This is a genomic window from Kiritimatiellia bacterium, assembly GCA_026417735.1.
GTDB lineage: Bacteria > Verrucomicrobiota > Kiritimatiellia > PWTM01 > PWTM01 > CAACVY01.
This window is the reverse complement of record JAOACR010000007.1, coordinates 102,263-127,846: the sequence shown is the minus strand read 5'-3', so window position 1 is coordinate 127,846 and position 25,584 is coordinate 102,263. Positions and strand designations below refer to the sequence as shown.

The window sequence follows — 25,584 nt, the reverse complement described above, 5'->3', positions numbered from 1 at the left end:
TGTCCGCACTTTGCAACCTATCCGCGCGATTCTGCACCCCCCCCTGCTGAAAAGATGGTATCTGCTTGTCGTACCTCGCTCAGTTCCGGATCGTTCGCGATCCACGGCCGCGTGGTCTGCGCCCGTCCCAGCGTCCGGACCCCCGATCCCAGCTCCGAAACACCCGGATCGCGGTTCACCGCCTCCACGAGCGCGCGCAGTTGCCGTGCCACCTCTGGCTGATGGGGCGCGACGTCCCGCCGTTCCCCGACGTCTTCGGCCAAATTGTCGAGCTCTCCGCTGCGCACAAAGAGCTCCACGGCCCACGGCGAACCCCTTCGAGGTGAAGAGCCCGGAAGTAGAGAAACACGCTACGCGGAGGCGACAGTTCCACCCCGCAACACCGGCCCGATGTCCACACCGTCCATCCGGCGCCAAGCCGGCAGTGTCGCGCCCGCCAGCCGCGCGGAGGTCGGCAGGATGTCCATCATCGTCGAGATCGGGTCGGCGCGCGTGCCGGCGAGGATGCGGCCCGGCCACCATGCGATCGTCGGCACGTGCATGCCTCCCTCCCACATGCTGCCCTTGCCCCCACGCAGCGGGCCGTTGGGTGAACCGTGCTCCGGCGCACCACCGTGGTCGCCGTTGAAAATGACGAGAGTGCGCGCGGCCAGCCCGCGCGATCGCAGCTCGCCGAGAATTTGGTCGGTGTTCTCGGCCACTTCCAGCACCCAGTCACCGACCAAATTGCGTCCCGAACGGCCGACAAAGACCGGATCCGGTGGAGAGCGGAAAATGCACCGCCGACTGCGCCAGATACAGAGAAGAATGGCCGATTCGCGTTGCGGCGGACGAACTCGGTCGCGCGTTCGGTGTACCTACCGAGGAGCAGGGCCCGCTCCGCTGCGTGCACACGCGCGACGACCCGCTCGTTTTCTAACAGCGGTAGCGACGCTTGCTCGGCGCCGAGGACGCCATCCTTGGGCGGGGGCACCGATGGTGGGGGGCGATCCTCCGCCGGCAGCGGTTCTCCGGTTTTGCTCTTTGCCCCAGCCCACGCAGGCCCCATGTCGATGGAGTACGGCAGACCGTAGTCCTCGTCGAGTCCCTGCCGCGTGGGCAAAAACTTCGGCTGGTCTCTCAGATGCCACTTGCCACTCTACGCGGTCGCCTAACCGGCAGACTTCAGCACTTCTGCCGCGGAAACCTCGTCCGGATTCAGCCAGAGCCGCGCCATCGGGAACAACACGTGAGGAATCGGCAGCCCGCCTTTCGGCTCGCCGCCGGTCATCAGGGGGCACGAGACGGCGAGCAAACCGGTGTGGCATCGGGCGAACGCAGCAGCCGCCCCTCGCGAGCCTTGCGATCGAGATGCTGCATCGGATACTCGGCGCCGAACGGCCCGATCTCCGCCCAGCCCAGATCGTCGACATTGATCAACACAAAGTTGGGTTGGGGGGCACCTTCCCTCTGCACCGGCCGAGACGCCGCGCGGCCCCTTGGCCGGGCGGAGTTGAACGCAGGATCGGGGCTGGGCATTTTCGCCCCGACCGCCGCACGCCGGCGCGCAAGCTCCTCGCGCAGCGTCCGCACGCGCTCGGCTTCACACGCCGCACAATTCATAGTCTCGCCGAGGCCGTCCCCGAGATAGTACAACTCCGCACGATCGTCCCCGTACCATGAGTTTCCAGTCGCCGCGGCGGACCGCGTTGCCGGGCGAACCTCCCTGACTCCCGTAACGGGGGTAGTGCCAGAACAGCGGCCGGTCCGGCGCCGACTCACCCCGCAGCGACGACGCAAGGGATACGCTGTTCGCCACTGCTACGCTTCCTAACCACCGCCTCACAAACGGTTCCAAAGATGTCTGGCGTGATCAGCGGGCCAGCGATCACCGAACCGGCCCGCGCAACGTCGAGCCAGCGGACGATGGGGGTACCCGAAGCCCGCCCTCGTCGGGCCATCCTTTGGCAGCGCGCAGCGGGAAGTTCGAGGTCGGCCAACCCTCGCGGGCGGCGAGGCAACCGTTGTCGCTGGCGAACAACACGAGGGTCGAACCGCTCAGTCAGAGCTCGTCCAGATTTGCCAACACCGTGCCCCACCGCGCGGCCCATGGTCTCGACCATCGCCGCGCAAAGGGGATGTCAGCCGCACGTCTCGCTCATGATCTCGGTCCCACCGCGCCCCGAGGCCCATCCGGAGCCGTTCCGCTCGAGGAACTCGGCGATCTCGGCGGCCAGCCGCAGGCAGATGTGCTCTCCGGCTGGACCATTGGACAATCAAGGGTTTCATAAGGCGAGAAATACTTGTTGCCGCCGGACGGCTCTCCGAGCTCGATGCCGCCGACGTTGTGGTCAACCCCCTGATCCTCCGGCACTAGCCCACCGGACCGACATGCCACTTGCCCGCAAAAAGGTCGTTTGGGCGGTCGCTTTTCCACCTTCGCAAGCGTGACTCCCTCACGGGCGAGCCGGTCGGCTTACCGCGCGGGTCACAGCCGCGGTTTGCCGTGCCACTGCTGAGGTTGCGCCGCCCCAAGAAAGTCGGTGACGAAGGTGCGCGATGGCCAGCGGCCGGTCATCAAACTGGCGCGGGTAGGAGAGCAGACCGGACTGGCCGCATAGGCAACGGTGACGCGCGCGCGCCTTCGGCGGCCAGCCAGTCGAGCGCGGGCGTCTCATAAAACCTGCTCCCCTCCCAGCCCGGATCGGCCTATCCGAGATCGTCCGCCACCACAATCCGCACGTTCGGCGATGGGCGGCCGACACGATCGTCGCCGCCCCCCGCGAGACGACCGGCGAGGCCCAGCGCAACGAGCAGCTGAACTAGAGCACGATGCACGTTTGTAACCTCGTCGGGCCTTGCCTCTCGTAACCGCCGAGCGGATGATGAAGGGCGGCACGTTGCGCCGACAACATCGCGTGCGCGACCGCGGCCTCCTCAACCAGACGCCGCCGGCCGATCGTTGGCGGTGTCCGGCGCCGCTGTCGCCGACCGTCGTCCGCCGCATTTGAAGATACCGTGCGGAGGAGTCCTGCGCCCGGCCATCATGCGGATCTTCTTCCTCGAAGGGCAGCGCAAGCGGGGCGCGATGCCAATCCGCGTGTTTTCGGAAGAGCTCCTCAATGTCCTGTGGAATTTCGCGACCTGTCGCGGTACTTCAGAAACCGCGTCCACTGCGCTCCCAGATTGTACCGATACGCCACGCATTCAATCTCATCGGCAGGGACGGCGCCCGCCTCGAGCGATGCCCGCACCCGCTCCCAATCTCTCTGGCGGCCGACCCGTAGGGCCAGCAGCGCCAGCGGCAGGGGACGGACCACGGACAGGGGAATGTCCGTCACGTTGCTCTCCTCCGCGGTCTTGACAGCCTCCCGCGCCAGCGCATCGTAGGCCACGACGAACTTGAGCGGCCACTCGCGAACACGGATCGCCTCGCCTTCGGCAGGGTAACCCGCCTGCTCACAAAACCGGCAGATGCGCCGCAAGACACTAGCCGTTCCCCCTCCGGCACAATCACCAGTACCTCTGCATCCAGCGTCGCGACCGGCTCCGTAGAGCGCGCGTGTGCCAGCGCACCATAGAGCACGTAGTCACGGATCACGCCCTGATCGCACATGCGGTTGAGCAACTGAGCGACTTCCTGCATCACTTGCCCGCTTCGTCCCAGGGGGCACTCCGTCGTGTCGCTGGCAGCTCCCCACCCGCTGCGCGCCGGCGCGGCCGCACAAATGTCCACCCCGACGCGAGCCCGTCGGCGAACAGGCGCGTCGCGCGCGTCAGCGCGAGCCGAGCAAGTGCGGCGGCAGGCCAAGCCCCCGGCTCCGGCAGCCGCGCCGCCAGCGGCAACAGAGCAAAGCGCCCCATGCTCGAGACGACGAACAGCGCGTGATGGTTCACCCATTGGAACGGCCCCCACTCCCAGCAGGCCGTGCCGATCGCATGCGCGAGCGCACCACCGGTGAGCGCGGCGATGGACTGCACCACGCCCGTGACGAGGCCGCGCACCGCCAAGCACGCGGTTCGATGGCGTTCCGGAGCCACCGCGAGCGCAAGATTGAAGTGTGCCAGATTGAAGCCCGGCCATGCGATACCGGTGAGCACCGCATCCAGCCAGATCGGCCAGAGCCGTCCGGGCGCAGCCAGCAACCACAACAGTGGCAGTCCGGCGACCGCGGCGGCGGTGATCACGAGCGTCGGCCGATGCCCCGCCCGGTCGGCCGCGCGCCCCCACAGCGGCTGAGCGGCAATACCGGTCAGCCCCGCCAGAATCGAATAGACCGCAACTGTGCGCAGCGGCATTTGCAGCTGACGCTGCATGTGCGGCGCGAAGAAGGGCGCCGCGATGCCGCAGACCAGTGCCCAGGCGGCGGAGAACACGATCAGACGGCGGAATGCCGGCGCAGCCCAGGCCGCAGCCCACATCTGATGCATCGGCAGCGGCGCCTCGACGCGCCCCGGCGGTTCCCACTGGCGCGTGTAGAGCCAGGTGGTCAACAGCGCGAACACTGCCGACGCGACGAAGAACGGCGCCACCGCGGCCGCGCCATCCGCTCCCCGGCGCCGCACCTCCGTCGCCAGCCAGCCGACCGCATAGGTGGCGGCCATGCCGACGCCGTTCACGATCGCGTTGCGGAGAGCAAAGTAGCGGCCCCGGCGGTCCGGCGGAACCAGCGCGGCCATCCAGGAAATCCACGGGTTTGCGGCGAAGTTCACCAGCAGACTCGAGATGAACATCAGCGCCAGAAACGTCCAGAGCCGAGCGCTTGCGCTGATCGGCACCCACGGCAGCGCCGCGGCCAGCGCCGGACATAACCGGCTGGCCACGGAGGGACCGATCACCAGGGGTTTCCATCGGCCGAGCGCGCCGGTCGCGCGGGCGCCCAGCAACCCGCCGGCGGTCGCCAGCGTGCCGAGCGCGGAATAGAGACCGAGATGCAGATCGCTGGCCCCCAGCGCCAGCAGAAACGCGATCACCAGCGCCTCGCCGCTCAGCGCACCGAAAAGCGCCGAGGAACAGCCCTCCCAGATCGAGATGCGTAGACTGCGCGCCGGTTCACCGGGTGGCGGCGCGGTGGGCAATGGGCGGGCCTCCATCGCGGCGCCCGCCGGCCTCAAAACAGCCGGCCCTGACGTGCGGAGGGCGGCACCGCCCCGATCGCCTCGTACGCGCGCTCGGTGGCGATGCGCCCCTGCGGTGTGCGCTGAAGATAGCCCTCCAAAATCAGATAGGGCTCGTACACTTCCTCGATCGTGCCGGGCTCGTCGCCCACCGAGACCGCCAGCGTGTTGATGCCAACCGGCCCGCCACCAAACTTGTGGATCACTGTCTCGAGAATCCGCTTGTCCATTTCGTCCAGTCCGCGTTCGTCCACGTTCAGCATCGCCAGCGCCGCAGCGGCGACGTCCCGGGTGATCCGGTTGCCAGCCTTCACCTGCGCGTAGTCCCGAACCCAGCGCAGCAGGTTGTTCGCGATCCTCGGCGTACCGCGCGAGCGGCGCGCAATCTCGAGCGCGCCCTCCGGCTCGATGTCCACGTTCAGAATCCTCGCCGAACGCTCCAGAATCCGGGCGAGGTCCTCCGCGGTGTAGTAGTCCAGCCGAGCGGTCATGCCGAACCGCGTGCGCAGCGGCGCGGTGAGCAGGCCGCTGCGCGTGGTCGCGCCAACCAACGTGAACTTTTGAAGATTCAGCCGCACCGAGCGCGCGTGCGGCCCCTGGTCGATCATGATGTCGATCACGAAGTCCTCCATCGCGGAGTAGAGGTACTCCTCGACCGCCTTCTGCATGCGATGGATTTCGTCGATGAACAGAATGTCGCCCCGCTCGAGGTTCGTCAGCAGGCCGGCGAGGTCGCCCGGCTTGTCGATCACCGGTCCGGAACTGGCGCGGACGTTCACGCCCATCGCCTCGCCGAGGATGTAGGCGAGCGTCGTCTTGCCCAGTCCCGGCGGCCCGCAGAGCAGCACGTGGTCGAGCACATCACCGCGGCCGCGCGCCGCCTCGACCATCAGCTCAAGCCGCTCGCGCACCCGCGCTTGGCCGACGAAGTCCGCGAAACGGCTCGGCCGCAGCTTCAGGTCGAACTCGCGGTCCGGCCGGTTCAGTGCCCGGCTGACCGGTGGCTGGGAGGAGCCCGGCATCGGCCCCGCAGACTAGCGAAGCGGCACCGCCCGCACAAGCGGGCGGCACTCAGCGGGCAGCACTCGCGGGCGGCGGCCGGTAGTGAAAGCTCTCCCAGTAGGCGCGGTCGGTCGCGTAGGGGTCCACCGGATCGCGTTCGCTCAGCCCCGCGGGGAGGATGCCGAAACGCTGCATCTCGCGGACGTAGTGCCGGTTCGGGCGGAACCCCGGCATGTCGAACCGGCGGACCTGCTGCAGCGTGTTCGACGCCGTCACGATCGCGGAGAGGATCTCGCGATAGTCGGGCGCGTCCTTCGACGCGAACCCCGGGCAGAGGCCGAGGCCGCCCGCCTCCTTCGCCAATGGCGCGCGTAGCAGGATCGAGCGCTCCGGTTCGTCGAGGTTGCACAGCCACTCCGGCCGGACGCCGAACGACCACTGCTGGACCGGCTGGCCGCGGGAGTCCTTCGCGTCGCGCAGATGGCACTCGCCGCATCGCCGCAGCGCGGCGGCGGGCAGCCGCACCGGGGCCTCCCCGCTGCCGAGCGCGGCATAGGTTCCGGGGTAAGTCGCGCTGGTTTCAATCCAGAGTCGCAGCACGCTCAACTCGCGCGCGTCGAGCCGCACATTGTGGTGACCCGCCCGCAGCACCTGCAGCAGCCGGCTGGCGGAGGAGCCGATCGAGCGCGGCGGCCGGTTCCCCCGCGGCTCGTTGCGGCCGTCCGCAATCAGGCGGCGGCGCACGATGTTCTGGTAGCTGGTGCGATAGCGAGGCGTTCGGCCACCGGTGAGATCCAACCGGCCCGCGTACTGTTCGGGGTTGTGGCAGCGGACGCAGTGCCGGTCCAGAACCGGCTGGACATCCCGCGAGAAGTCGAGCACGTCCGGCACACCGGGCACCGGTTCGATGCGATCCGCCGGGCGGCGCGCCGCGGCCGGCGGCTGCGCGACCGGCATTGCGTGCGTGCGCGGTTCGTGGCAGCCCACACAGCCGATCCGCTCCCCCGGCTGCACCGAACACCAGCTCTGCATGCGTTTGACCGCAAGCCCCTCCGCGTCGAGCGCGACGAAGAACACCGGCCGCAGCGCGGGCACCTCGAACCGCGCGGAGCCGTCCGGCTCGACCGGCACGGTACCGAGCACGCGCGCCAGCGTGAACGACCCGCCCATCGTCAGCGGCTCCATACCGCCAGAAAAGTTCACCGGCTTCGGCAGCTGTTCGAGCACCAGTAGCGACCGGATCTCCCCGGGCTTCACGCCGGTCATGTTGCGTCCGAGATACACGTTGTGCAGCACCATCTCGCCATGCGCGCGGGCCAGATCCACCCGATCCGGCACCCGCGCCTCGCGTGCACGCCGGATGACCGGACGGGGCTCGTGCGCGTCGCGACGGGGAGACATCGCGGCCAGCGCCGGCGGCCGGCGCCAGACGACCTCGCGGCGGCCGTCGCCGTCGATCACCGAGATGCCGTCGCGATCCGCAACTAGAAAACAGTTCGTCCCAAACGCCCAAGGGTCGCGGATGTCCGACCTGGTGCCGATGTAGCGGACCGCGGCGGCGTGGTCGGGACCGAAGCGCGGATCCACCACCGCCAGCCGGCCTTCATGCTCGGGTCGGCCGTGGCCGGGCGAGAACGACGCGACGATCAGCGGCGTGCCGTCAATGGGCTTCGCGTCGAGCATCACGTTGCCCGGGTTCTGGTTGCCGAAGAAGGCGAGTACCTGCGTGCCGTCCGGATTCATCGTCCAGAGATGGTGAAAGTCGAGCTGTGAACGGTCCACGTACTCCCATCGCATGTAGAGGATCCGGCCGTCCGGCAGCGGCCAGGGTGTGTTTTCGTGTTCGAGGTTCGGCGAGAGCATGCGCACGCCGGAACCGTCGGGCGCGCAGGTGTAGAGCGCACCGACCCGCGTGTGCCAGCAATTGACGAACCGCCGGCAGCGCGCAGAGATAAACACGATCCGGCCGTCCGGCAACCACGTCGGCTCGATGTCATCGTCCGGTCCATCGGTGAGCTGCCGGGGCGGCGCGTGGCCATCGAGCGGCATCTCGTAGAGGTGGTGGACGTGGGTGCCGCCGCGCCGCCAGGAAAACAGCACGCGGTCGCCGTCGTAGTGCACCTGCGGGTCGCGGATCCCGCCGCGCGGATCGTCGAGCAGCACGCGGAGCTCACCGGTGCGCAGGTTCAGCCGGCAGAGCTGGGCGCCCTCCCCATAGGCCCAGTAGACACCGTCCTCGAACTTGAACGCCCGGTCTTTCGGCTCCCGCAGATCGCTCGCATAGTTGCCAAAGTTCGCATACCAGTGATCCCGGCCGGAGACCCGGATCGCAAACACGATGTCCGTGACGCCGGCCATCGGGCCGGCGAGCATCGCGCGCAGCAGCCCCGCCGGCTCCCCCGGCGGCGGTGCGGCGGAGGCGGCGATCGCCAACGCCGGCAGCAGATTTCGTACACGACGCAGGTTCACCGTTGCGTCTCCCTGGAACCGCCCGGTCCGCCGCGCATGTAGCACAGGCTCCCGGCGGCATGCAATTCGTCGCGCAGGTTGCGCCGCACTGGGCGCAAGCGGTATTGGTGGCGAAGTACGCGCCGGCGGCAAAGGGCGGTCCGCCAGCGCTGCGCGGCATCCGAATGTGGTCGTTTCTTCAGCCGACGTTTCTGTGGGCCGGCCTCGCGGCGGCGATCCCGCTGATTCTGCATCTATTGGCGCGGCGGCGATCGGTGCGCATCCGGTTCCCGACGGTCCGATTCCTTCGGCTCGCCCAGCATCGCTCGTCGCGGCGGATCCGAATGGAGAACTTCCTGCTCTGGCTGCTGCGCACGCTGCTGATCGCGCTGCTCGCGCTCGGTTTCGCGCTGCCGGTGGTCCGCAGCGGCCGCTTCGCGGCGCTCGGCGCCGCGCGGCGCGACGTCGCAATCGTCTGGGACGTTTCGGCGAGCATGACCTACGAGAGCGGGGGCCGCAGCGTCTGGACGGACGGGCGCGAGGCGGTGCTGGAGATCCTGCGGGGGCTGGCCAGCGGTGACCGAGCCGCGGTGATTCTCGCGGCGGAACGAGCCGAGCCGCTGGTCGCGCGCCCGACCGCGGACCTCGCCTTCGTGATGGATCTCGTGCGGCGCCAGTCGCCGCGCCCGACCGGCTCCTCGCTGATGCCCGCGCTTCGCGCCGCGGTGCAGGCGTTGGCGGAGTCCGGGCCGCGGGAGCGGGAGTACTACATCGTCACGGATGGCCAGGCGCGCGCATGGGAGGAGTTCGCCGGCACAACGAACGTCACGGGCGGCGCATGGGACCCGGCGCCGATCGAGCAGCGCGGCACGCTGATCGTCGCGCTGGTCGGCGCCGCCTCACCCCACAACGCGGCACCGGTCCATGCGCAGCTGCAACCCGGCCTGCTGCTGGAAGGGCGGGCCGGGCGGTTGTCGGTGCGCGTGGCGCGTTCGCGCGCGGAGGACGCGACGCCGGTGACGCTCGAGGTTAACGGCCGCGAACTCGCCCGGCAAATTCTGCCCGCTGGCGCTCCCGCGGCGGAAACAGTCTTTGCGTTGCCGCCGCTCGAACCGGGCCGTCACGCGCTGGTTGTTCGCACGCCGCCGGACGGTTTCTCCGCGGACGACGCGTTTCATCTGCTGCTCCACGTCCGCGACCGTGTACCGGTTGTCTGCGTCGGAGAGGAGAGCGATCTGCTCTTTGTGCGCCGCGCGCTGCAGCCGGGTGGCCGCGAGTCGGGAATGGATGTGCGCCTGGTGCGGCCGGCGGCGTGGGACAGCGCCGCCTTGGATCGCGCGCTGTGCGTGCTGCTCGTCAACGCGGTGCCGTTGCCCGGCCCGGCGCTGGTGGATCTGGAGCGATATCTGCGCGCGGGGGGGGTCGTCGCGGTGTTTCCCGGCGATCGCGCCGCCCCCGCCGACTACGCAAACCTCAGCTGGCTGCCGGCGCAGCCCCGCGCCATCGAGGACATCCGCCCCGGACAGGGGCGGCGCACGCTGCGGTTGCGGGCGCCATCGGATTCGCTCTTTGAGGAACTGCGCCTGCCCGCCGGCGCAGTGCCGACCCTCGCGTTGCGTCGGTGGCTGGTGCCCGGCCCGCTCGCGCCCGACGCGGAGACCCTGATCGCGATGGAGGGCGACGCGCCCTTTCTGCTGGCCCGCCCGCTGGATGCCGGCCGCGCGCTGCTGTTTACCGTTGGCGCCGATCGCGACTGGAGCAACCTGCCGCTGACGCCCATCTTTCTGCCGCTGCTGCATGAAATCGCTCGACACGGCGCGCAGCGCGTCCGTGAGCCGCTTTGGGCGGTCTCTGCGGCGGAGCTGCCGCTGCCCACCCTCGGCGGGACGGTGCCGGAGCGGCTGTCGGGGCCGGACGGCGTCACGGTCAAGGTGCGGGCGGTCCGCCGCGGCGGCCGCGACGTTCCGCTCATCGAGGAGCCGCCCTGGCCCGGCATCTACTGGACGGAGATGGAGGGTGCGCGGCGCGCCGTACTCGCGGTGAATCTGCCGCCGGTCGAGTCCGATCTGGCGCCGGTGGACCCCGCGACGATCCCCGACCGCCTCGGCGTGCGCCGGGCGCAGGTGGCGCGCGGGCGGGAGGAACTGGCGCGCCGGATCGAGGAGGTGCGGGTAGGCCGGCCGCTGGGCGAGCTGGTGCTGTGGCTGGCACTCGGGGTTGGCACCGCCGAGTTTCTGCTCGCCAATCGGGTGAGCCGCCGCACCGCGGCGCGGCGAATGAGGTGGATCGTCGAGCCCTCGGGGCGTGTGCGGAGCGCGGCGCCCGGATGAGCGGCTGGCCGGACATTGTGCTGGAGCACGCGGTGCCCACCGCGGTGTGGGCCAGCGCGCTGGCGGTGATCGCCACCGTCGCGGTGATCTCGGCGGTGCGGATGCTTTCGCTCGACCGAATCGGCATCGCGCTGCTGGCGGTACGACTGGCCTGGCTCGGCGTGCTGGGCTGGTGTCTGCTGATGCCGGCGCGGCGCGAAACGCTGCGGGAAGAAGTACGTCCGCGCTGGATCGTGCTGCTCGACGTGTCGGCGAGCATGACCAACGTGGCGACCGCCGAGGGCACCACGCGCTGGCACATCGCACGCACCGCGCTCGACGGCCGCTGGGTTCGCGAGGCCGCGCGACGCTGGTCGGTGGACGTTCATCCCTTTGCGGAGGACCTTCGCGGCCGGCTTGACCCCGCGGACGCCGCGCGTCTCCACCCCGACGGCACCGCCACCCGCCTGCGCGACGCGCTCGCACGCATCGGCGCGCTGCACCGGGGCCAGCCCGTCGCTGGCGTGTTGGTGCTCAGCGATGGCCTCGACACCCGCGAACCGCGCGACGACTGGGCCTCCGGGCCCTGGCCGTTCCCAATCTACACTCTCGAGATCGAAACGCCGGCCGTCGTGCCCACCCGCCCCCCCGACCTGCGAGTGGACGCGCTGGACACGCCGTTGCGCGTGGTCGCGGGCTGGAACAGCCGGCTCACCGCGACCATCTCCGGCGAAGCGCCACCCGATCGCGCGATCGCAGTGCGGCTGTACCGCAACGATCAGCTCCTGCAGGAGATCCCCACCCAGCTGGGCCCCGGCGGCGGCTCGCGCGACGTCGTCTTCCACCTCGACAACCCCGCGGTCGGAATCGTTCGCTACCGCGTCGAAGTGCCGCCGCTGGAGGGAGAGACGCGGACGAACGACAACACCGCCGCGGTCACCGTGCAGGTGGTCGACGCGCAGAACCGCCTGCTGTACGTCGAGGACGTGCCGCGCTGGGAGTCGAAGTACCTGATTCGCGCACTACGCGCGGGCAGCCCCGTGACGCCGCTGGCGTTCGTGCGCGGGCCGGACGGCCGTTTTCTCACCTACGGCGGCCGCGGCGGCATGACGCTGGATCTCACGCCCGAGCAGCTGGCCGGCTTCAAAACCGTGGTGGTCGGCGATCTGGACATGCCGGCGCTCGGTGAGGCGCGCGCTCGCCACCTCGTGGACTTCGTGGAACGTGGCGGCCGACTGGTGCTGCTGGGCGGCCCGAAGGCGTGGGGACGGGACGGCTTCGAATCCGGCCCGCTGCGCGCGCTGCTGCCGTTCGACCGCCGCGGTGTGGCGCCACCGCTGGAAGGCTCCTTCGAGGTCGCGATCACCGACGAGGGCCGCGCCCACCCGGTGTTCGGCGGCACGGACCAGTTTGAGGGAGGGTTGCCGCCGGTGCTCAGCGTGTTTCCGGGCGCGATCGCGAAGCCCGCCGCCGAGGTGCTGGCGGAGGCGCGGACTTCCGCCGGTCCACATCCCCTCATCGTCGTGCACCGCTACGGCCAGGGGAAGGTTGCGGCAATCCTCTCGGAATCGCTATGGCGGTGGTCCCTGGCACCGGGGGAGACGGATCTCTACCGGCGCTTTTGGAACCGGCTGCTCGACTGGCTTAGCCCGGAGCAGGAACAGTTGGCACCGTTCGAGGTGGATTTGTTCGCGGGCACCGCGATGCTCCACGCCGGCGAGCCGATCCGCCTCTGCGCGCGGGTCGGTGGCCCCGACGGCGCGAAGGCGGAGGTCACCTGCCGCATCCGCACCCCCGACGGCCGCTGGCTCCCATTCCGAATGTCCTCCCGCCCGATCGAAACCGCCGACGGCCGGACAATGCCGGGATTCGAGCTCATCTTCACACCGGAACAGCCGGGAGCCTATCAGGCCGTGGCAACCGCCGAACTCAACGGTCGGCGCGCGGACTCTCCACCGTACGACTTCGCCGTGCGAACGGTCGGCGCAGAGGCGACGGGCCGTCCCGCGAACCTCGAACTGTTGCGCAGGCTCGCCGAGTCCTCCGGCGGGGCCATGGTGCGGCCGGACGCCCTCGACGGGGCTATCGCGGCGGTGCGCGGCGAGGGACGCGAGGAAGTGCGCACGGTGTGGCGGTCGCTGTGGAACCACTGGCTGGCGCTCGGCGCACTGTTGGCGCTGGCGCTGCTGGAGTGGACCATCCGCCGCCGCGCGAACATGGCCTGAGGGCCGACCCGCGCTGGCGGTCCAAGCGTTGGAAGCGCATCGGCCGGAGACGTCCCAGCGTTGGAGGCGCCTTGCGCTCAGCCGTTCGGTGGCGCGGTGGACGTCGCCTGGCTGTCCACGGGGGCGGGTGCCGGGGCCGCCGGCCAGGTCGCCTCGCAGAACGTGCGCCAGTCGGCCTCCAGCCGGTCCAAGTCCACACCGAACGCCTCCTCGACGTACAGCCCCAGATCAAAACTGCTGTGCGCCCGGACCGCCTCAAACAGCCTCGGCAACCGCTCCGCATAGGGCGGGCGCTCCTTCAGCATCCGGAAAACGGTCACCAGCTGCCAGTAGTCGCGAACGTTCACCGGACGCGCCGAGCACAGTTCCCGAAGCGGCCGGGCCGCGTTCGAAGCCAACGCGCTGCGCACCAGCGCATCGAAGTTCGGCTGTGGGAACAGCTTCAACTGGAGGTAGCTGGCGACCGCCTCGTGTAACCAATGCCCCTCACAGGCCAGTCCGCCCGCCTGCGCGAGCCACGCGTGCGTGAACTCGTGGAAGTAGACGGGGCGCAGGGACCCTTTCTGCGGGTCCCAAAACGATGTCGCCACGCCGGCGACGGTGTACCCATCCGTGGTCGGCTCCGCCGCAATCGCCCCCATGCGCTGTGCGAGCTGGCCGGGAAACTTCCGGTACTGTGCGCGGTCCGCGAACACCAGCAGCACCGGCGGCCGCGCCGGCGCCGGCAGAAACGGCAGCAGCCTCCGCAGTTCCCGAGTCAGTTGCCCCATCACCGTACGGATCGCCGCCAGGTCGAGCTCCGCGCAGTCGGTCATCACGGCGGACTCCGCATCCCGCACCAGCCGCACCGTACCGGTCGGGGCGCCGGGGAAGGCGATCTCGCGCAGCTCCTGCAACGAGATGTCCGGTCCGCAGCCCTCCGCGCACACCACCGTCACCGCGTCGAGCTCCGCGGTCACCGCCTGCCGAGCGTACAGGCTGAAATGGCGCACCTGCCGCCATTCGGGCAGCCGTGCGCCGGTCGTGCGGAAGAAGCGCAGCGGCAATTCGAACGCCTCCCACTCGGAGTTGCTCAACGTCACTTTGCGCCAGAACCGCGAGCGGCCGTCCGGCTCGATGAACTGCACTTCGATTTCGGCGGGCGTCGCCCCCTGGCCCCCGATGCGCCGCAGCCACAGACGAATCGCGCAGGCCTGCGCAAGGCCGTCCGGTACCTGGCTCAGCAGCACACCGCCGCCGGCCCCCGCACTGATGCGCAGCGCATGGCCCTCCGGCCGCGGCGCCGGCCCCCCGCCGCCCGCCGGCGCAACCGCCTCCACCACCTGAACCGACGCGCCGCGCCCGGCCCTCCACGCGGCGCCGGCATCGGAACCCTCGAAATCCAGCCAGGGCCGAACTTCTGCACTCACCCAATGACTGCCCGCGGCGGCGGTCAACATCCATGCGAACAAGCGGTTCATTCGCGAGCCCAGCCCGAACAGCGTATGCTACAGACTGCGGCGGGTACCTGTAAATCTGCAGCGAGTCCCGTCCAGCGGAGCGGTCGAAACGGAAGATGACCGGGACATGAGCCGCACAACGCTCATCCGCACGGCGACGCGCGGAATGCGCCGGCCGCCGGTTCTGCGAGCGCGCCGGTTGCCGGCGCGAACGGGCGCGAGCGCGGCGGCCTGGCGACTGCGGCGCCAGCAGCCGCCACTGCAGAAGTACGCCGCGATCGCATCGTTGGCGATCCATGGCGCGCTGCTCGCGGTGCTGGGGAATGTGGTCGTCGTGCGGCGGCCGGCGACGAACGGCGATCGACCTGTGGTGGTGGCGGTGGACGTCGGCCGGTGGGTGAGCTCGCCACCGCGCGAGCCGCCCCCGCCTCCGCTGCCCGAGCTGCCGCCGCGATCGATCTCGGCTCCGGAGCCGCTGCCGATTCCGGAGCTGCCCGCAATCGAGATCGCCGCGGTTGAATGGCCACGCTCGAGCGCGGAACCTGCGCCGGACCTCGATCGGGCGCTCGAGGAGCTGCTGGCCGCGCTCGAGCCGCCGCCCGCCGAGCAGCCACCGAGCGTGCCGCCGGAGTCTCCGCGCTGGCAGGCGGTGCGAGAAGCGATCATGCGGGCGCTTCGCTACCCCGAGGCCTCGCGGATCCGCGGCGAGGAAGGGCGCGTCTGGATCGTGCTGCGGCTGCGCGAAGACGGCTCGATCGAATCGCTCGAGGGCGCCGGCGACATCCCGCGGCTGGTCGCCGCCGCGTTGGCCGCGGTGCGGCGCGCAGCGCCGTTCCCAGGCTCCGGACCGGCAACCTACCGGATTCCGGTGAGCTTCCGACTGGTGGAATCCCGAAGCGCGAACGCCCGCCCGCCATTGCCGCTGCTGTAACGCGGCGGCCGGAACGGACGTAAGGAGATAGTGATGAACCGTGGAGCGCTGATCCGCACGACGCTCACCACGCTGCTGCTGCTGGGCGTCGCCATAGCGACGTCCGCGCGCGCCGCCCCTGCGCTCGAAAAAGTGCGCGTGAGCGCAACGCGCAAGACGATCGCCAGCCGCAAGGGGCCCTCCCAGCAGCTCGCGCAGGTCTCGGGCCGCGTGGATGAGGACGAGGTCGTGTACCGCTTCGAAATCCAGCGCCTGGCGCCGGACGTGCCGGAGAATCTCCGCGTGCGGTACCTCGTGGTGATCCAGGGTGCGACCGGCAGCCTGCGCCCGGGCGTGATGAAGGAGGAGGAAATCGTGCTGGCCGGCGCCACACCTGCCACCTTCGAGACCGAGCCGGTGACGCTGCGGCGGATTGAGTGGAATCGCAGCGGGCCGGGATCCGGTGAGCTGCGCGAGAAAGCCTACGGCTGGGCGATTCGCGTTACCGACGAGCAGGGCCGCATCCTGCTTGAAAAGTGCCAGCCAAAGGACATTGAACCCCAGCTGGAACGCTTAATGAAGGAAGCGGCCCGGCCCGCGGACGCGGCGACCGAGCCGCTGCGGCCGTTCCGGGAACGTCGGCGTTGACCACTCAACCGGTCCCGTGGTTTCCATAGGGCCGCTTGAGCACGCCGTTCCATACAGGCGCAAGTGCGAGGGATCCGCGCTCCGGTCGCGCACAGGCGGTCTGCGCGCTGGCCGGTAGCGCACTGGTGCTCGGCGCGCTGACGGTGATGGTGCTGCGGCATCACTCGATCCGCGCCTGGTCGGACCCCGTCAACTGGTTGGTCTTCGCGCGGGAGCTCGGGAGGGAGTTTTTCACCAGCCGCCACGCCTGCGGATATCCCCTGTTTTTGCGCCTGATCCTCCCGCTGACCGGCCCCTACGGGATCTTCTTCAGCAACCTCCCGTTGATCGCGGGCGTGATCGCCGGCGCGGGCATACTCGCCGCGATGCTCACGCCGGGTCCGCCGGCTCGTCGAGCCGCGGCGGCGGCGTTCGCGGTTCTGATTCTCGCGACGTTCGACCCCTGGTTGATCCAGGCGATGACCAACCCGTACCGCGACCCGCTCTCCCATCTGTTGCTGCTCGGCGCGATGGGCCTGGCGGCCGCCGAGCTGCCTCGTGAGCGCTGGCGCGGTACACGGGCGATCACCGCGGGTACGTTGTTCGGACTCGCGTTCAGTGTGCGCGAGCCCGCACTGCTGGCGGGCGTTCCGCTGGGGGGGCTGGTGCTCACGCGCGCACGGCGGGTCGGTGCGGCAGCGGGACGCGCGGTCGCGCTCGCACTGGCCGGCGCGCTTCTCGGGGCCGCACCACTGCTCGCACAGGGTCTGTTGCGACGGGGCGGCGGGGGCCTGCTGCCTCCACAGGCGCTCGCGGAACAGCGCTGGCTTCCCGGGCTGCACTGGGTCGCATTCGGCGAGGTCGCACCGCAGGTGTTGGAGTATCTGACCCAATGGCCGCGCGCCGCGCTGCTGTTCAGTGCGCCGCTGGTGTTGGGACTGGTTACGGTGGTCCGCGAACGGAACAGCCCGGCCGCAGTGATGCTGGCCGCACCAACAGCGATCTACACGCTGTTCTATTGCTTCTACTGGACGTTCGTTCCACGGTACCTCTGGATCGCCGTCGTGTTTGGGTCGGCGTTGGGAGGCATCGGCGTGACCGCTGCGCTCGGCGCGCTGCTGCGTCGATCACCATGGGGCGAACGAACGGCCGCGGTGGTGGCGACGGTTGCCTGCGCGCTCGGCGCGGTCTGGCTCCTGTCGCTCCGCCCCACCGAGCGCCGATTCACGGTCCAAGACGCCCGAGCGCTCGCCCGGGAAGTGGCCGCGCGGATCCCCGCCGGCACCAAGGTTCTTGCGCGCCGACACTTTTGCGAGATCATCCGATGGTTCAATCACCTCGACGCGTACCCCGCCTCCTGGCACTGGGCCGCGAACGCGCATGATCCATCCGATAGTTTGCGCGAACGCCTCGCGCCGGAGTTTGCGTCCGGCCGGCCGGTTTGGTGCGCGGAGGTCCGTTCCGGCGGCCGGCGCGACATCGAATGGGCGGCGGTGCGCCGCGCCTTCGACGTCATTCCCGCCGGCGTCGAGCCGCTGGATCTGGCCGACTTTTCGCTGACGCCGGCGCGCGTGGATTTCTGGCGCCTCCGGCCTTGGTCTTCCACCGGCACCGTGTTGGAGGTGTATGTGCCGGAGCCGGGGATGCGCCTGGAACTCGACGCCCGCGCGGTGGGGGCCGGTGCGCGACTGATGCTCCGGCGGCGCCCCTCCCCCGCGAGCACGGAAGTGCTGGCGGACCGCGCCGCGGTCCGGGGAGCGAACTTTTTCGCGCTGGGTACTCACACCGGCCTGCTCGAGGTGGTGCTCAGCGCGCCGGCCGGTGTGCCGGCGGTGCCCGGCATCCGGCTCTACCGCGCCGCCGAACCCGTGCTGCTCGACTTTGACCCGACCGCCGAACCGTGGTGTGGCGCAACGCTCGGTGAGGGATTTCTTCTACCGCCGTATGGCCAGAGCTGCCCCCGAGTCTTCGGACGGGCCGAGGTGCGTGTCCCCGCGGACCTGGTCGGCCCCGACGGTGCGGACCTTCAACTGCGCTGGCGAGGGACTCGACTGGACCGCGCTCGTTCCATCGGCCTGCGGGTCAGCTCGGGCTCGCACTCGGTGGAGCTGCGCGCTCCCTGTGACCGCGCATTTCGGATCAGCGACGCCCGCGCCGCGCCGGCAGATCCGGACGGGCCAGTTGCGCGGCTCCACCTCGAGGTGCGGCCGGAGATGCCGGGACACGGCATCGAGATCGAATGGATCGCGGTGCGTGCCCGCCAAGCCGCCAAGCGTTGAGGCGTATTGTTTGCGGCGCACCGCCGTTTCGGCGATGATCACGGCGGTATGCACCCGAACGAATCAACCTCGTCGCTTGCGCCGCCGCCGTGGTGGCGGTCGCGCCGGTGCGCGGACGCCATCGCGACCGCCGCGGGTGTGGTGTTTTTGGTGCTGTGCATGGCGTTGCCGCTCGTCGGTCCGGCGGCGGCGCGGGGCTCCGGTTCGCCCGGCGCGACCCGCGCCGCACACTATCCGAAGAACGTCACCGCATTTCTGCTGATTTGGGTGCTCGCCGCGACGCTGACCGGCCTCGGCATCGCACTGCACCGCGGCCAGCGCGCCGATCGCGCGCGCCGCCACGTGCTGGCCGCGCTGATCACGCTGGCGGCATTGCTGGCGGGAATTCTTATCGCGTTCCTCACCGGGGCGCTGGCGGCCTGACGGGGCCGGGCGGTTCGCCCTCTGTGCCGGCTTCGGAAGTGTCGTCCACCACCAGCTCCGCATCCAGCGCAGCGCCGAACCCGCGAATGCGGCAGAGGTGCGCACCGACTTCAAGGAGCGCCCAAGAGGGCTCCTCGGGCGCGCTGTCCACGAGCCCCGCCACCGTGTAGTACAGTGCGCGGCCGATGCGCCGTACGTTCGGTTCATGACGATGCCCTTGGACGACAAGCACCGGTCGGCCACTCGTCGCGATGAGTCGACGCACCTGCGCACTGTTGCGCACGGCGAAGGGATCCGGCGGATCGAGGTCGAGCACCTGGTGCACCGCGATGAGCGCCAGCCCGCGCCCTCCCGCGAGTTCCCGCTCGAGCCACTCCATCTGCCACCCCGGAATCGTCGGATCGGTCCAGTTCAGATGACCGTCTCTCAACGGCGTCCCGTCGGGACGGAAGTTCGCGTCGAGCACGAGCCACCGCCACCCGCACAGCTCGAGCGCGAACGCGCCAGCGCCGGGCGGTGCGCCCGCGGGCTGACGGATCAGCGCAAGAAACTCATCCTTCGTGAAACAGTCCACGTCGTGGTTGCCGACCACGTGCAGCGCAGGCAGCCCCGCCCCCTGGAGGATTGCCTCCACGCGTGCGACCTCCGCAGCGGACCGCGCCCGGTCCGGTGGCCCGCACTCGTCCAGATCTTTCAAATCGCCAAGCTCGATGATCGCGCAGGCGCCGAACTCTCGGGCGCGGCGTACTACCGCCGCCAGCATCGAGGGCGCCTGCCGGTAGTGACGCCCGAGGCGATCGTCGGTCTCGCAGTAGTGGATGTCGCTGACCAGCGCGAAACGCCGAAGTGGGTAAAGTGGCTCTGCCATGGTCCACGAGCGTACACCGGGGATGTGGGCGGGACGACTGCCACCGCGGCGTCGTTGCGTTCAGCCGCCGACAACTGAACGCAACGCGCGACGCAGCCCCTCGAGGCTGAACGGCTTTTGCACAAAAGCGGCGAAGCCAGCGTCCGCATAGCGCCGCGCGACGTCGTGCTCGTCATAGCCGCTGGCCAGCACCACGGGCACGCGCGCGCTGATCGCACGCAGCTGGCGGCACGTCTCCGCGCCGTCCAGATGCGGCATCGTCAGATCAAGGATCACCGCCGTCAGCCGATCGTGGTGCGCACGGAAGACGCTGATCGCCTCGCGGCCATCCGCCGCGGCGATCACCTGAAACCCCAACCGCGTCAGCAGCCGCGAGGTGACGGAGCGCACAATGTCTTCGTCGTCCACCAGCAGCACCGTCCCTTGTCCGGTCCAGTCCGAGGTGGCGCCCACAGGCTCTTCCCCCAGCGGCGGGGCGGGCTCGGTCTGAACCGGGAACAGCACGCGGAAAATCGAGCCGAGGCCCGGCTCGCTCTCCACACCGATCATGCCGCGATGCGAGCGCACGATGCCCAGCACACAGCTGAGCCCCAGGCCGCGTCCCAGCATCTTGGTCGAGAAGAATGGCTCGAAAATGCGTGTGAGCTGGGCGGGCGAAAGACCGCAGCCGGTGTCCGCCACCTCCAGTACGACGTATCGGCCCTCCGGCCGGTCCTCCTGCAGCCGGTAGGACCGCAACTCCTTGCGGTCGAACGTGCGGACCTCGGTGGAGATGGAGATCAGACCGGTTCGCTCGCCGATCGCTTCCGCCGCATTGATGACGAGGTTCATCACCACCTGCTGGATCTGCGCGGGATCGCCTCGAATCGGAGGCAGATCGGGAGGGCAATGGAAGTGCAGCTCAATCTTGCGGGGTACCGACACCCGGAGCATCGGTTGCATTGCGAGCACCAGCTCGGACAGGTTCACCTGGCGAGGCGCAATCTGCGCGCGGCCGGCATACGCAAGCAATCGCTGGGTGAGTTCGGTTGCCTGACGCACCGCCCGCTCGGCCGCGAACAGGTCGGCACGTGCAGCAGAATCGGCGGCCAGGCCATCGGCGGCCAGCGAGATGTGCCCGAGCACCGCAGTGAGCAGGTTGTTGAAGTCATGCGCGATGCCACCCGCTAGCAGCCCCAGACTCTCCAGCTTCTGCGCCTGCTGCAGATCGCGTTCCAGCTCCACCAGCCGCTCGTTCGCCCGCTTGAGGGAGGTGATGTCCGCCAGATAACCCTGCCATTCGTCCGGCTCCCCCCCTTCCAGCCGCACCACCCGTTCCCATACCCAACGGGTTTCACCCGCCGCCGTCCGAATCGGATACTCGCCCTCCCAGGCACCGCGCTCACGAATCGTCGCCTCCCGCTCGCGTTCCACCGCCGCCCGGCTGGTTGCCTCGATCATCGCATCCAGCACACGGCTGGCCGGCGGCAGAAACTCGGTGGCCGGCAACCCCACCAGCGCCCGCACGCCCTCGCTGACAAATTTCAGCATACCTGGGCGGTCGGGACGGCCGCGGTACACGACGCCGGGCAGATTCCGGACCAGCGCGGACAGTTCCGCCTCGCGTGACTTCAGCTCTGCTTCCATCCGTTTGCGCTCCGTGATGTCGAGCGCGGTGAAAAGAACCTCCGCCTCTTCCGATGCGGGGCGCAGCATCACCGAACTCAGCCAGATGTCGCGCAGCTGGCCGTCCGCCCGCTGCCAGCGCGTCTCCAGCGTCGTCCGGCCAGTTTGGCGAAGCTCCAGGTAGTGCACCCGGCCAACGCGCTCGAACTCCGCGTCGTCCGGATACAGGATTCTCGTGCTGCGCCCGATCAGCTGGTCACGCGAATAGCCCGTCATTTCGCAGAGCCGTTCGTTGACGTCCTGGACGACGCGCCGACGGACCACGCCGATGCCGACCGGTACGGCCTCGAGCGTGCCCCGCAGTCGTTCCGCGGTGGCTTCGCGTAGCCGCACGGCTTCCTCCAGCGCGCGCGTGCGCTCGCGCACCAGCCGCCGCAAGACCGCGATCGCGGCGATCGCTCCGCCCCCCAGGATCAGGGTCGTCGCCAATACCGACACCACCATCTGCACCCAGTGGGCGTGCAACAGTGGCCGCCCGAACCATCGGCTTCGCAGCGCCGCATCCTCCGCGCGAGAGATCCGGTCGAACCCCGCCGCCACAACCGCGGCCAGGCCTTCCTCCCCCTTGCGAACCGCGCGGTGAAACCGGCCGGTATACATCATGAAGCCGATGCGGAAATGGTCCGCGTATCCCCATCGGAAGAGGTAAAACATCGCCGGTGGCCGGTCGACCGTGAACACGCGGACCACGCCTGCCGTCGCCGCCGCGAGCACCGCCTCGTAGCTCGGATACAGCTCTATGCGCGTCACGCCGTGCTCGCGCAGCCAATCCACCGCCGCATCGCCCGCTTTCGCGGCAACCACGAAACCACGGAGGTCCGCCGGGCCGGCCACCCCGCCGATGTCGCGGTGAACAAACAGTGGCACCTCGATCTCTGTATATGGCGGCAGAAACTCATACAGTTGGCGGCGCTCTGGTGTTTCAAAGATCGTGTCAATCACGTCCGCCTTGCCGCCCAGCAGCAGCTGCCGAGCCGTCGCCCAGTTCGTTGCCAGGAGCCGCGCCTCAATGGACGTCTTTTGCGACCACAACGCCCACAGCTCCGGGAGATAGCCGCGCAGTGCGCCGCTCGAATCGCGGAAAATGAAGGGGGGATAGTTGTCGTCCACCGCAACAGTGATGGAACGCAGCTGAAACTGCGCCGGGATCTGCTCATCGGAGCGCATGGAGAGCGATGTGGTTGCGCTCAGCAGCACCGCCAGGCACCACCAAAGACCCCTGCACCCCCCAATGAGCGGCTGTGCGGCGCTCCTCCCTCCTTTCACGTTCAAACTCGCGGTCTCAACCATGCCCTCGCTCCAGCAATGATTTTGAACCATTTGGGAAGATCGTCAAGTGACAGCCGCGCGCCAGCAGCAACGCCCCTTTCCCCCTCCATTCGCCAATCGGGAGGCTGGAAAAACCGGCGGCGAAATCACGCAACGGCCCACCGGCCTACCGAAAAGGTCCTTCCGCCAGCTGTTCCGATCCACGTTCGCCCTCGCCCCCCCCTCCGCGACTCTCATTCTGCTTGCGCCGCGCCGCCCGGGGCGGTATTAGGGCCACTTCGACCCGAGCCTCGAGGGCTCGCGACGCCTGTGAGGTGGACGATGGTGACGACATTGAAGTGTCCGTCGTGCGGTACCGCCCTGAAGTTGCGGGAAGGCTTCGTGAAGACGTTGAAGGAGTTCAAGTGTCTCCGTTGTGGAACGCCGATTCCACTTGGGGGCGTGGCGTCGCCTCCGGATGCCGCAACCTCGACACGGCACATCCCGGCCAGACCGATTTTACCCGATCGGGAGCCTGCGGCGCCGCCACCCGCCCCGTCGCCGACGGCCGGCGCCATTCAGGTGCCCTGTTCAGGTTGCGGGCGAGTGATGACCTTGCGGGCGGAACTCGCCGGCAAGAAGGTGCGATGCAAGCAATGCCAGGCGGTCACCCTCGTGCCGGAAGCGAGCGCATCGGCAGCCCCCGACGCGACCGCAACAGCCGCATCGCCCCCCCCCTCGGAAACCAGAGCCACGCCGCCGCCCCCACCGCCAGAGCCGGATGCCCAGCCGGTGGCGTCCGCCGTCCCCCCTCCCCCTTCCCCCGCGACGGCGGACGCCTCCGCTGCGTCATCCGTTAGCCCCCCTGCGGTTGACGAGCTGCGCCGTCGCGCGGAGAAAGCCGAGCTGGCGCTGCGGGCGCTCGCCACGCAACATGCGGAAAGAACCGCCGAGCTGTTGCACCAGATCGAGACGCTCAAACGCGAGCTCGCGGAGGCGCGCGCAGCCGGGAGCCTTTCGAAGGAGGCCGTACTGAAAGCGCTGGCGGAGTGGTCGGCCGAGCGCCGGCGACGTCTGGAGGAGGAGATCGCCGACCTCACACGCCGGCTTGGGGTCGGGTGAAAGTCGCCGCCGCGTGCCGGATCCCGCATGGAAACGGCGGCGTATCGCTCGTATAGTGAACAGATGAGCAGTCCGCGCTGTTGCAGTTGCACCGCCGGGCCTCCCGGACGGCCCCGCTGGGATGTCGAGGCGGCGCGGCGCGACTTTCCGGTGCTGCAGCAGACGGTGCGGGGCCGCCCGCTGGTTTATCTCGACAACGCGGCGACCAGCCAGAAGCCGGCCGAGGTCATTCAAGCGGTCTGTGAGTATTACGGTACCTGCAACGCGAACGTCCACCGCGCCTTTCACTTTCTTGCGGAGGAGGCGACCCGCCGGTACGAGGATGTGCGCCGCCGGGCGGCGGCGTTTTTCGGCGCGGGATCCCCGCGCGAGGTGGTGTTCACCCGCGGCACCACCGAAAGCATCAACCTCGTCGCATGGGGCTGGGGGCGCAAGCACCTGCGGCCGGACGACGCGATTGTCCTCACTGAGATGGAGCATCACAGCAACCTTGTGCCCTGGCAGATGGTCGCTGCGGCGACCGGCGCCCGGTTGCGGTTCGTACCGGTGCTCGGCGACGGCACGCTGGATCTCGCCGCCCTCGACCAGCATCTTGCCGACGGCCGGGCGCGGATTGTCGCGGTGACGCACGCCTCCAATGTGCTAGGGACCGTGAATCCGGTGGCCGAGATCGCCCGTCGCGCGCATCGCGCCGGCGCGCTCTGTCTGGTGGATGGCGCGCAGAGTGCTCCCCATCTGCCGATCTCGGTGCGGGATCTCGAGTGCGACTTCTACGTGTGTTCCGGCCACAAGATGTACGGGCCGACGGGGGTCGGACTGCTGATCGGCCGCGCCGCGCTGCTCGAGGCGATGGACCCGTTCATGGGCGGTGGGGAAATGATCGACCGCGTGGAGCTCGAGCGCTCCACCTGGGCGGAGGTGCCCCACAAGTTCGAGGCCGGAACACCGAACATCTCCGCCGTGATCGGTCTGGGCGCGGCCATCGCCTATCTCGAGCGCACGGACCGCGACGCGATCACCGCCTGGGAGGCCGACCTCACCCAGCAGGCGATCCGGACGCTGAGCGGGATGCCGGGCGTCCATGTCTTTGGCTCCGCCGCGGAGCGCCTCGGCGTGATTTCATTCTCGGTGGACGGCGTCCATCCGCATGACCTGGCCCAGTTTCTCGACGGCGAGGGCATCGCGGTCCGGGCCGGTCATCTGTGCTGTCAGCCTCTCATGCGGCGACTCGGCGTAGTCGCCGTCACCCGAGCGAGCCTCGCGTTATACAACACCCCCCTCGACATTGAACGTCTGGGAGCGGCAATCGTCCGCGCCCGCGCATATTTCTGCCGTGGAGCTTGACGATCTCTATCAGGAGGTGCTGCTCGACCACTACCGGTCGCCCCGACGCGCCGGCGCGGTCAACGACGAGGAACTTGCGGCGGAGGAAGTGAATCCTTCCTGCGGCGACCACATCCGCCTGGCCGTGCGAATTGAAGACGGCCGAATCGCGGACGTGCGCCATCAGAGCCGGGGCTGCGCAATTTCGATGGCCTCGGCTTCGATCATGGCCGACTTCGCGGCTGGGCGGACGCCGGCGGAATTCCGTCGCGCCGCCGACACGGTGATCGCAATGCTCCGCGGCGAGCGGCCGTGGGATCCGTCGGCAGTTCCGGATCTGGAGGCACTGGGCGGCGTGCACCGATTCCCGATGAGAGTCAAGTGCGCAACGATGTGCTGGCACGCAATGAAGAAGGCGCTGGACGCGCGCGGCGTCTAAGCGTGCCCGAGTCAAAGCATGTAAAAGTTAAAGACTCGTGGTCATCTGTTTGTGAGTTTCTATTTGAAGTAAATCAATGCTCATTTGTATGTTGACACGGAACCCATGGTATCTGGCTTCGTTGTGGATCTCTTTCTGCTGATACGTACGCGCTGGTCGA

At 69.2% G+C, this 25,584-nt stretch carries 21 protein-coding genes; 10 read left to right on the top strand and 11 right to left on the bottom strand.

The annotated features are described in order from the left end of the window. Nucleotides 1–17: 17 nt before the first annotated feature. From N2652_03060 to N2652_03045, 4 genes are all read right to left on the bottom strand, one after another. Nucleotides 18–287, bottom strand: coding sequence for a hypothetical protein (locus tag N2652_03060; GenBank protein ID MCX7818178.1), 270 nt, complete (start codon nucleotides 285–287; stop codon nucleotides 18–20). Between the two features lie 63 nt (nucleotides 288–350). After that, the gene (locus tag N2652_03055; GenBank protein MCX7818177.1) at nucleotides 351–725 is read right to left on the bottom strand and encodes a sulfatase-like hydrolase/transferase; all 375 of its coding nucleotides are present in this window, start codon (nucleotides 723–725) and stop codon (nucleotides 351–353) included. Between the two features lie 544 nt (nucleotides 726–1,269). Beyond that, nucleotides 1,270–1,572 (bottom strand): sulfatase-like hydrolase/transferase, encoded by a 303-nt coding sequence (locus N2652_03050; protein ID MCX7818176.1) that lies wholly within the window; start codon nucleotides 1,570–1,572, stop codon nucleotides 1,270–1,272. A gap of 1,116 nt (nucleotides 1,573–2,688) precedes the next feature. Continuing rightward, nucleotides 2,689–2,817 carry a hypothetical protein gene (locus N2652_03045; protein MCX7818175.1) on the bottom strand — a complete coding sequence of 43 codons (129 nt, stop codon included), beginning with the start codon at nucleotides 2,815–2,817 and terminating at the stop codon, nucleotides 2,689–2,691. Nucleotides 2,818–2,861: 44 nt separating this feature from the next. Here N2652_03045 and N2652_03040 point away from each other — a divergent pair, with 44 nt between their 5' ends. Continuing rightward, nucleotides 2,862–2,990, top strand: a complete 129-nt coding sequence (locus N2652_03040; protein ID MCX7818174.1) for a hypothetical protein — start codon at nucleotides 2,862–2,864, stop codon at nucleotides 2,988–2,990. Between the two features lie 108 nt (nucleotides 2,991–3,098). Here the strand turns inward: N2652_03040 and N2652_03035 are convergent, their stop codons facing one another. From N2652_03035 to N2652_03020, 4 genes are all read right to left on the bottom strand, one after another. After that, nucleotides 3,099–3,464 carry a hypothetical protein gene (locus N2652_03035; GenBank protein ID MCX7818173.1) on the bottom strand — a complete coding sequence of 122 codons (366 nt, stop codon included), beginning with the start codon at nucleotides 3,462–3,464 and terminating at the stop codon, nucleotides 3,099–3,101. A 160-nt stretch (nucleotides 3,465–3,624) separates the two neighbouring features. Beyond that, on the bottom strand, nucleotides 3,625–5,073 hold the full coding sequence (locus N2652_03030; protein MCX7818172.1) for an MFS transporter: 1,449 nt from the start codon (nucleotides 5,071–5,073) through the stop codon (nucleotides 3,625–3,627). A gap of 17 nt (nucleotides 5,074–5,090) precedes the next feature. Beyond that, nucleotides 5,091–6,119, bottom strand: coding sequence for a Holliday junction branch migration DNA helicase RuvB (gene ruvB / locus N2652_03025; protein MCX7818171.1), 1,029 nt, complete (start codon nucleotides 6,117–6,119; stop codon nucleotides 5,091–5,093). Between the two features lie 49 nt (nucleotides 6,120–6,168). Beyond that, entirely contained in the window at nucleotides 6,169–8,568 is a 2,400-nt protein-coding gene (locus N2652_03020; protein ID MCX7818170.1) for a hypothetical protein, read from the bottom strand. A gap of 59 nt (nucleotides 8,569–8,627) precedes the next feature. Here N2652_03020 and N2652_03015 point away from each other — a divergent pair, with 59 nt between their 5' ends. Both N2652_03015 and N2652_03010 read left to right on the top strand, forming a co-directional pair. Further along, nucleotides 8,628–10,877 (top strand): BatA domain-containing protein, encoded by a 2,250-nt coding sequence (locus N2652_03015; GenBank protein ID MCX7818169.1) that lies wholly within the window; start codon nucleotides 8,628–8,630, stop codon nucleotides 10,875–10,877. After that, nucleotides 10,874–13,081: a glutamine amidotransferase gene (locus N2652_03010; protein ID MCX7818168.1), complete on the top strand. Its 2,208-nt coding sequence runs from the start codon at nucleotides 10,874–10,876 to the stop codon at nucleotides 13,079–13,081. Before N2652_03015 ends, N2652_03010 begins: the two co-directional genes overlap by 4 nt. A 77-nt stretch (nucleotides 13,082–13,158) precedes the next feature. Here N2652_03010 and N2652_03005 read toward each other — a convergent pair whose 3' ends face one another. Next, nucleotides 13,159–14,541, bottom strand: a complete 1,383-nt coding sequence (locus N2652_03005) for a hypothetical protein (GenBank protein MCX7818167.1) — start codon at nucleotides 14,539–14,541, stop codon at nucleotides 13,159–13,161. A 106-nt stretch (nucleotides 14,542–14,647) separates the two neighbouring features. On the opposite strand from N2652_03005, the gene N2652_03000 reads away from it, so the two are divergent. Genes N2652_03000 through N2652_02985 form a run of 4 tightly spaced genes read left to right on the top strand, consistent with a single transcriptional unit; the run spans nucleotide 14,648 to nucleotide 18,759 of the window. Next, a complete protein-coding gene (locus tag N2652_03000; GenBank protein ID MCX7818166.1) occupies nucleotides 14,648–15,451 on the top strand; it encodes a TonB family protein in 804 nt (267 codons plus the stop codon). 33 nt (nucleotides 15,452–15,484) lie between these two features. Further along, nucleotides 15,485–16,078 (top strand): hypothetical protein, encoded by a 594-nt coding sequence (locus N2652_02995; protein ID MCX7818165.1) that lies wholly within the window; start codon nucleotides 15,485–15,487, stop codon nucleotides 16,076–16,078. Nucleotides 16,079–16,113: 35 nt separating this feature from the next. Next, complete coding sequence (locus N2652_02990; GenBank protein MCX7818164.1) at nucleotides 16,114–18,336, top strand: hypothetical protein; 2,223 nt, start codon at nucleotides 16,114–16,116, stop codon at nucleotides 18,334–18,336. A 48-nt stretch (nucleotides 18,337–18,384) separates the two neighbouring features. Then, nucleotides 18,385–18,759, top strand: coding sequence for a hypothetical protein (locus N2652_02985; GenBank protein ID MCX7818163.1), 375 nt, complete (start codon nucleotides 18,385–18,387; stop codon nucleotides 18,757–18,759). On the opposite strand, the gene N2652_02980 is transcribed toward N2652_02985, so the two are convergent. Next, nucleotides 18,737–19,627 carry a metallophosphoesterase family protein gene (locus N2652_02980; GenBank protein MCX7818162.1) on the bottom strand — a complete coding sequence of 297 codons (891 nt, stop codon included), beginning with the start codon at nucleotides 19,625–19,627 and terminating at the stop codon, nucleotides 18,737–18,739. The two genes, N2652_02985 and N2652_02980, sit on opposite strands and share 23 nt — an antisense overlap. A 60-nt stretch (nucleotides 19,628–19,687) precedes the next feature. Next, nucleotides 19,688–22,582 carry a transporter substrate-binding domain-containing protein gene (locus N2652_02975; protein MCX7818161.1) on the bottom strand — a complete coding sequence of 965 codons (2,895 nt, stop codon included), beginning with the start codon at nucleotides 22,580–22,582 and terminating at the stop codon, nucleotides 19,688–19,690. 750 nt (nucleotides 22,583–23,332) lie between these two features. On the opposite strand from N2652_02975, the gene N2652_02970 reads away from it, so the two are divergent. The 3 genes from N2652_02970 to N2652_02960 all read left to right on the top strand — a co-directional run bounded on the left by N2652_02970 (nucleotide 23,333) and on the right by N2652_02960 (nucleotide 25,424). Beyond that, nucleotides 23,333–23,662 (top strand): hypothetical protein, encoded by a 330-nt coding sequence (locus N2652_02970; protein ID MCX7818160.1) that lies wholly within the window; start codon nucleotides 23,333–23,335, stop codon nucleotides 23,660–23,662. A 63-nt stretch (nucleotides 23,663–23,725) separates the two neighbouring features. Next, the gene (locus N2652_02965) at nucleotides 23,726–25,006 is read left to right on the top strand and encodes a cysteine desulfurase (GenBank protein MCX7818159.1); all 1,281 of its coding nucleotides are present in this window, start codon (nucleotides 23,726–23,728) and stop codon (nucleotides 25,004–25,006) included. Continuing rightward, the gene (locus tag N2652_02960; protein MCX7818158.1) at nucleotides 24,996–25,424 is read left to right on the top strand and encodes an SUF system NifU family Fe-S cluster assembly protein; all 429 of its coding nucleotides are present in this window, start codon (nucleotides 24,996–24,998) and stop codon (nucleotides 25,422–25,424) included. The genes N2652_02965 and N2652_02960 overlap by 11 nt, the downstream gene beginning before the upstream one ends. The last annotated feature ends 160 nt before the right edge of the window (nucleotides 25,425–25,584 follow it).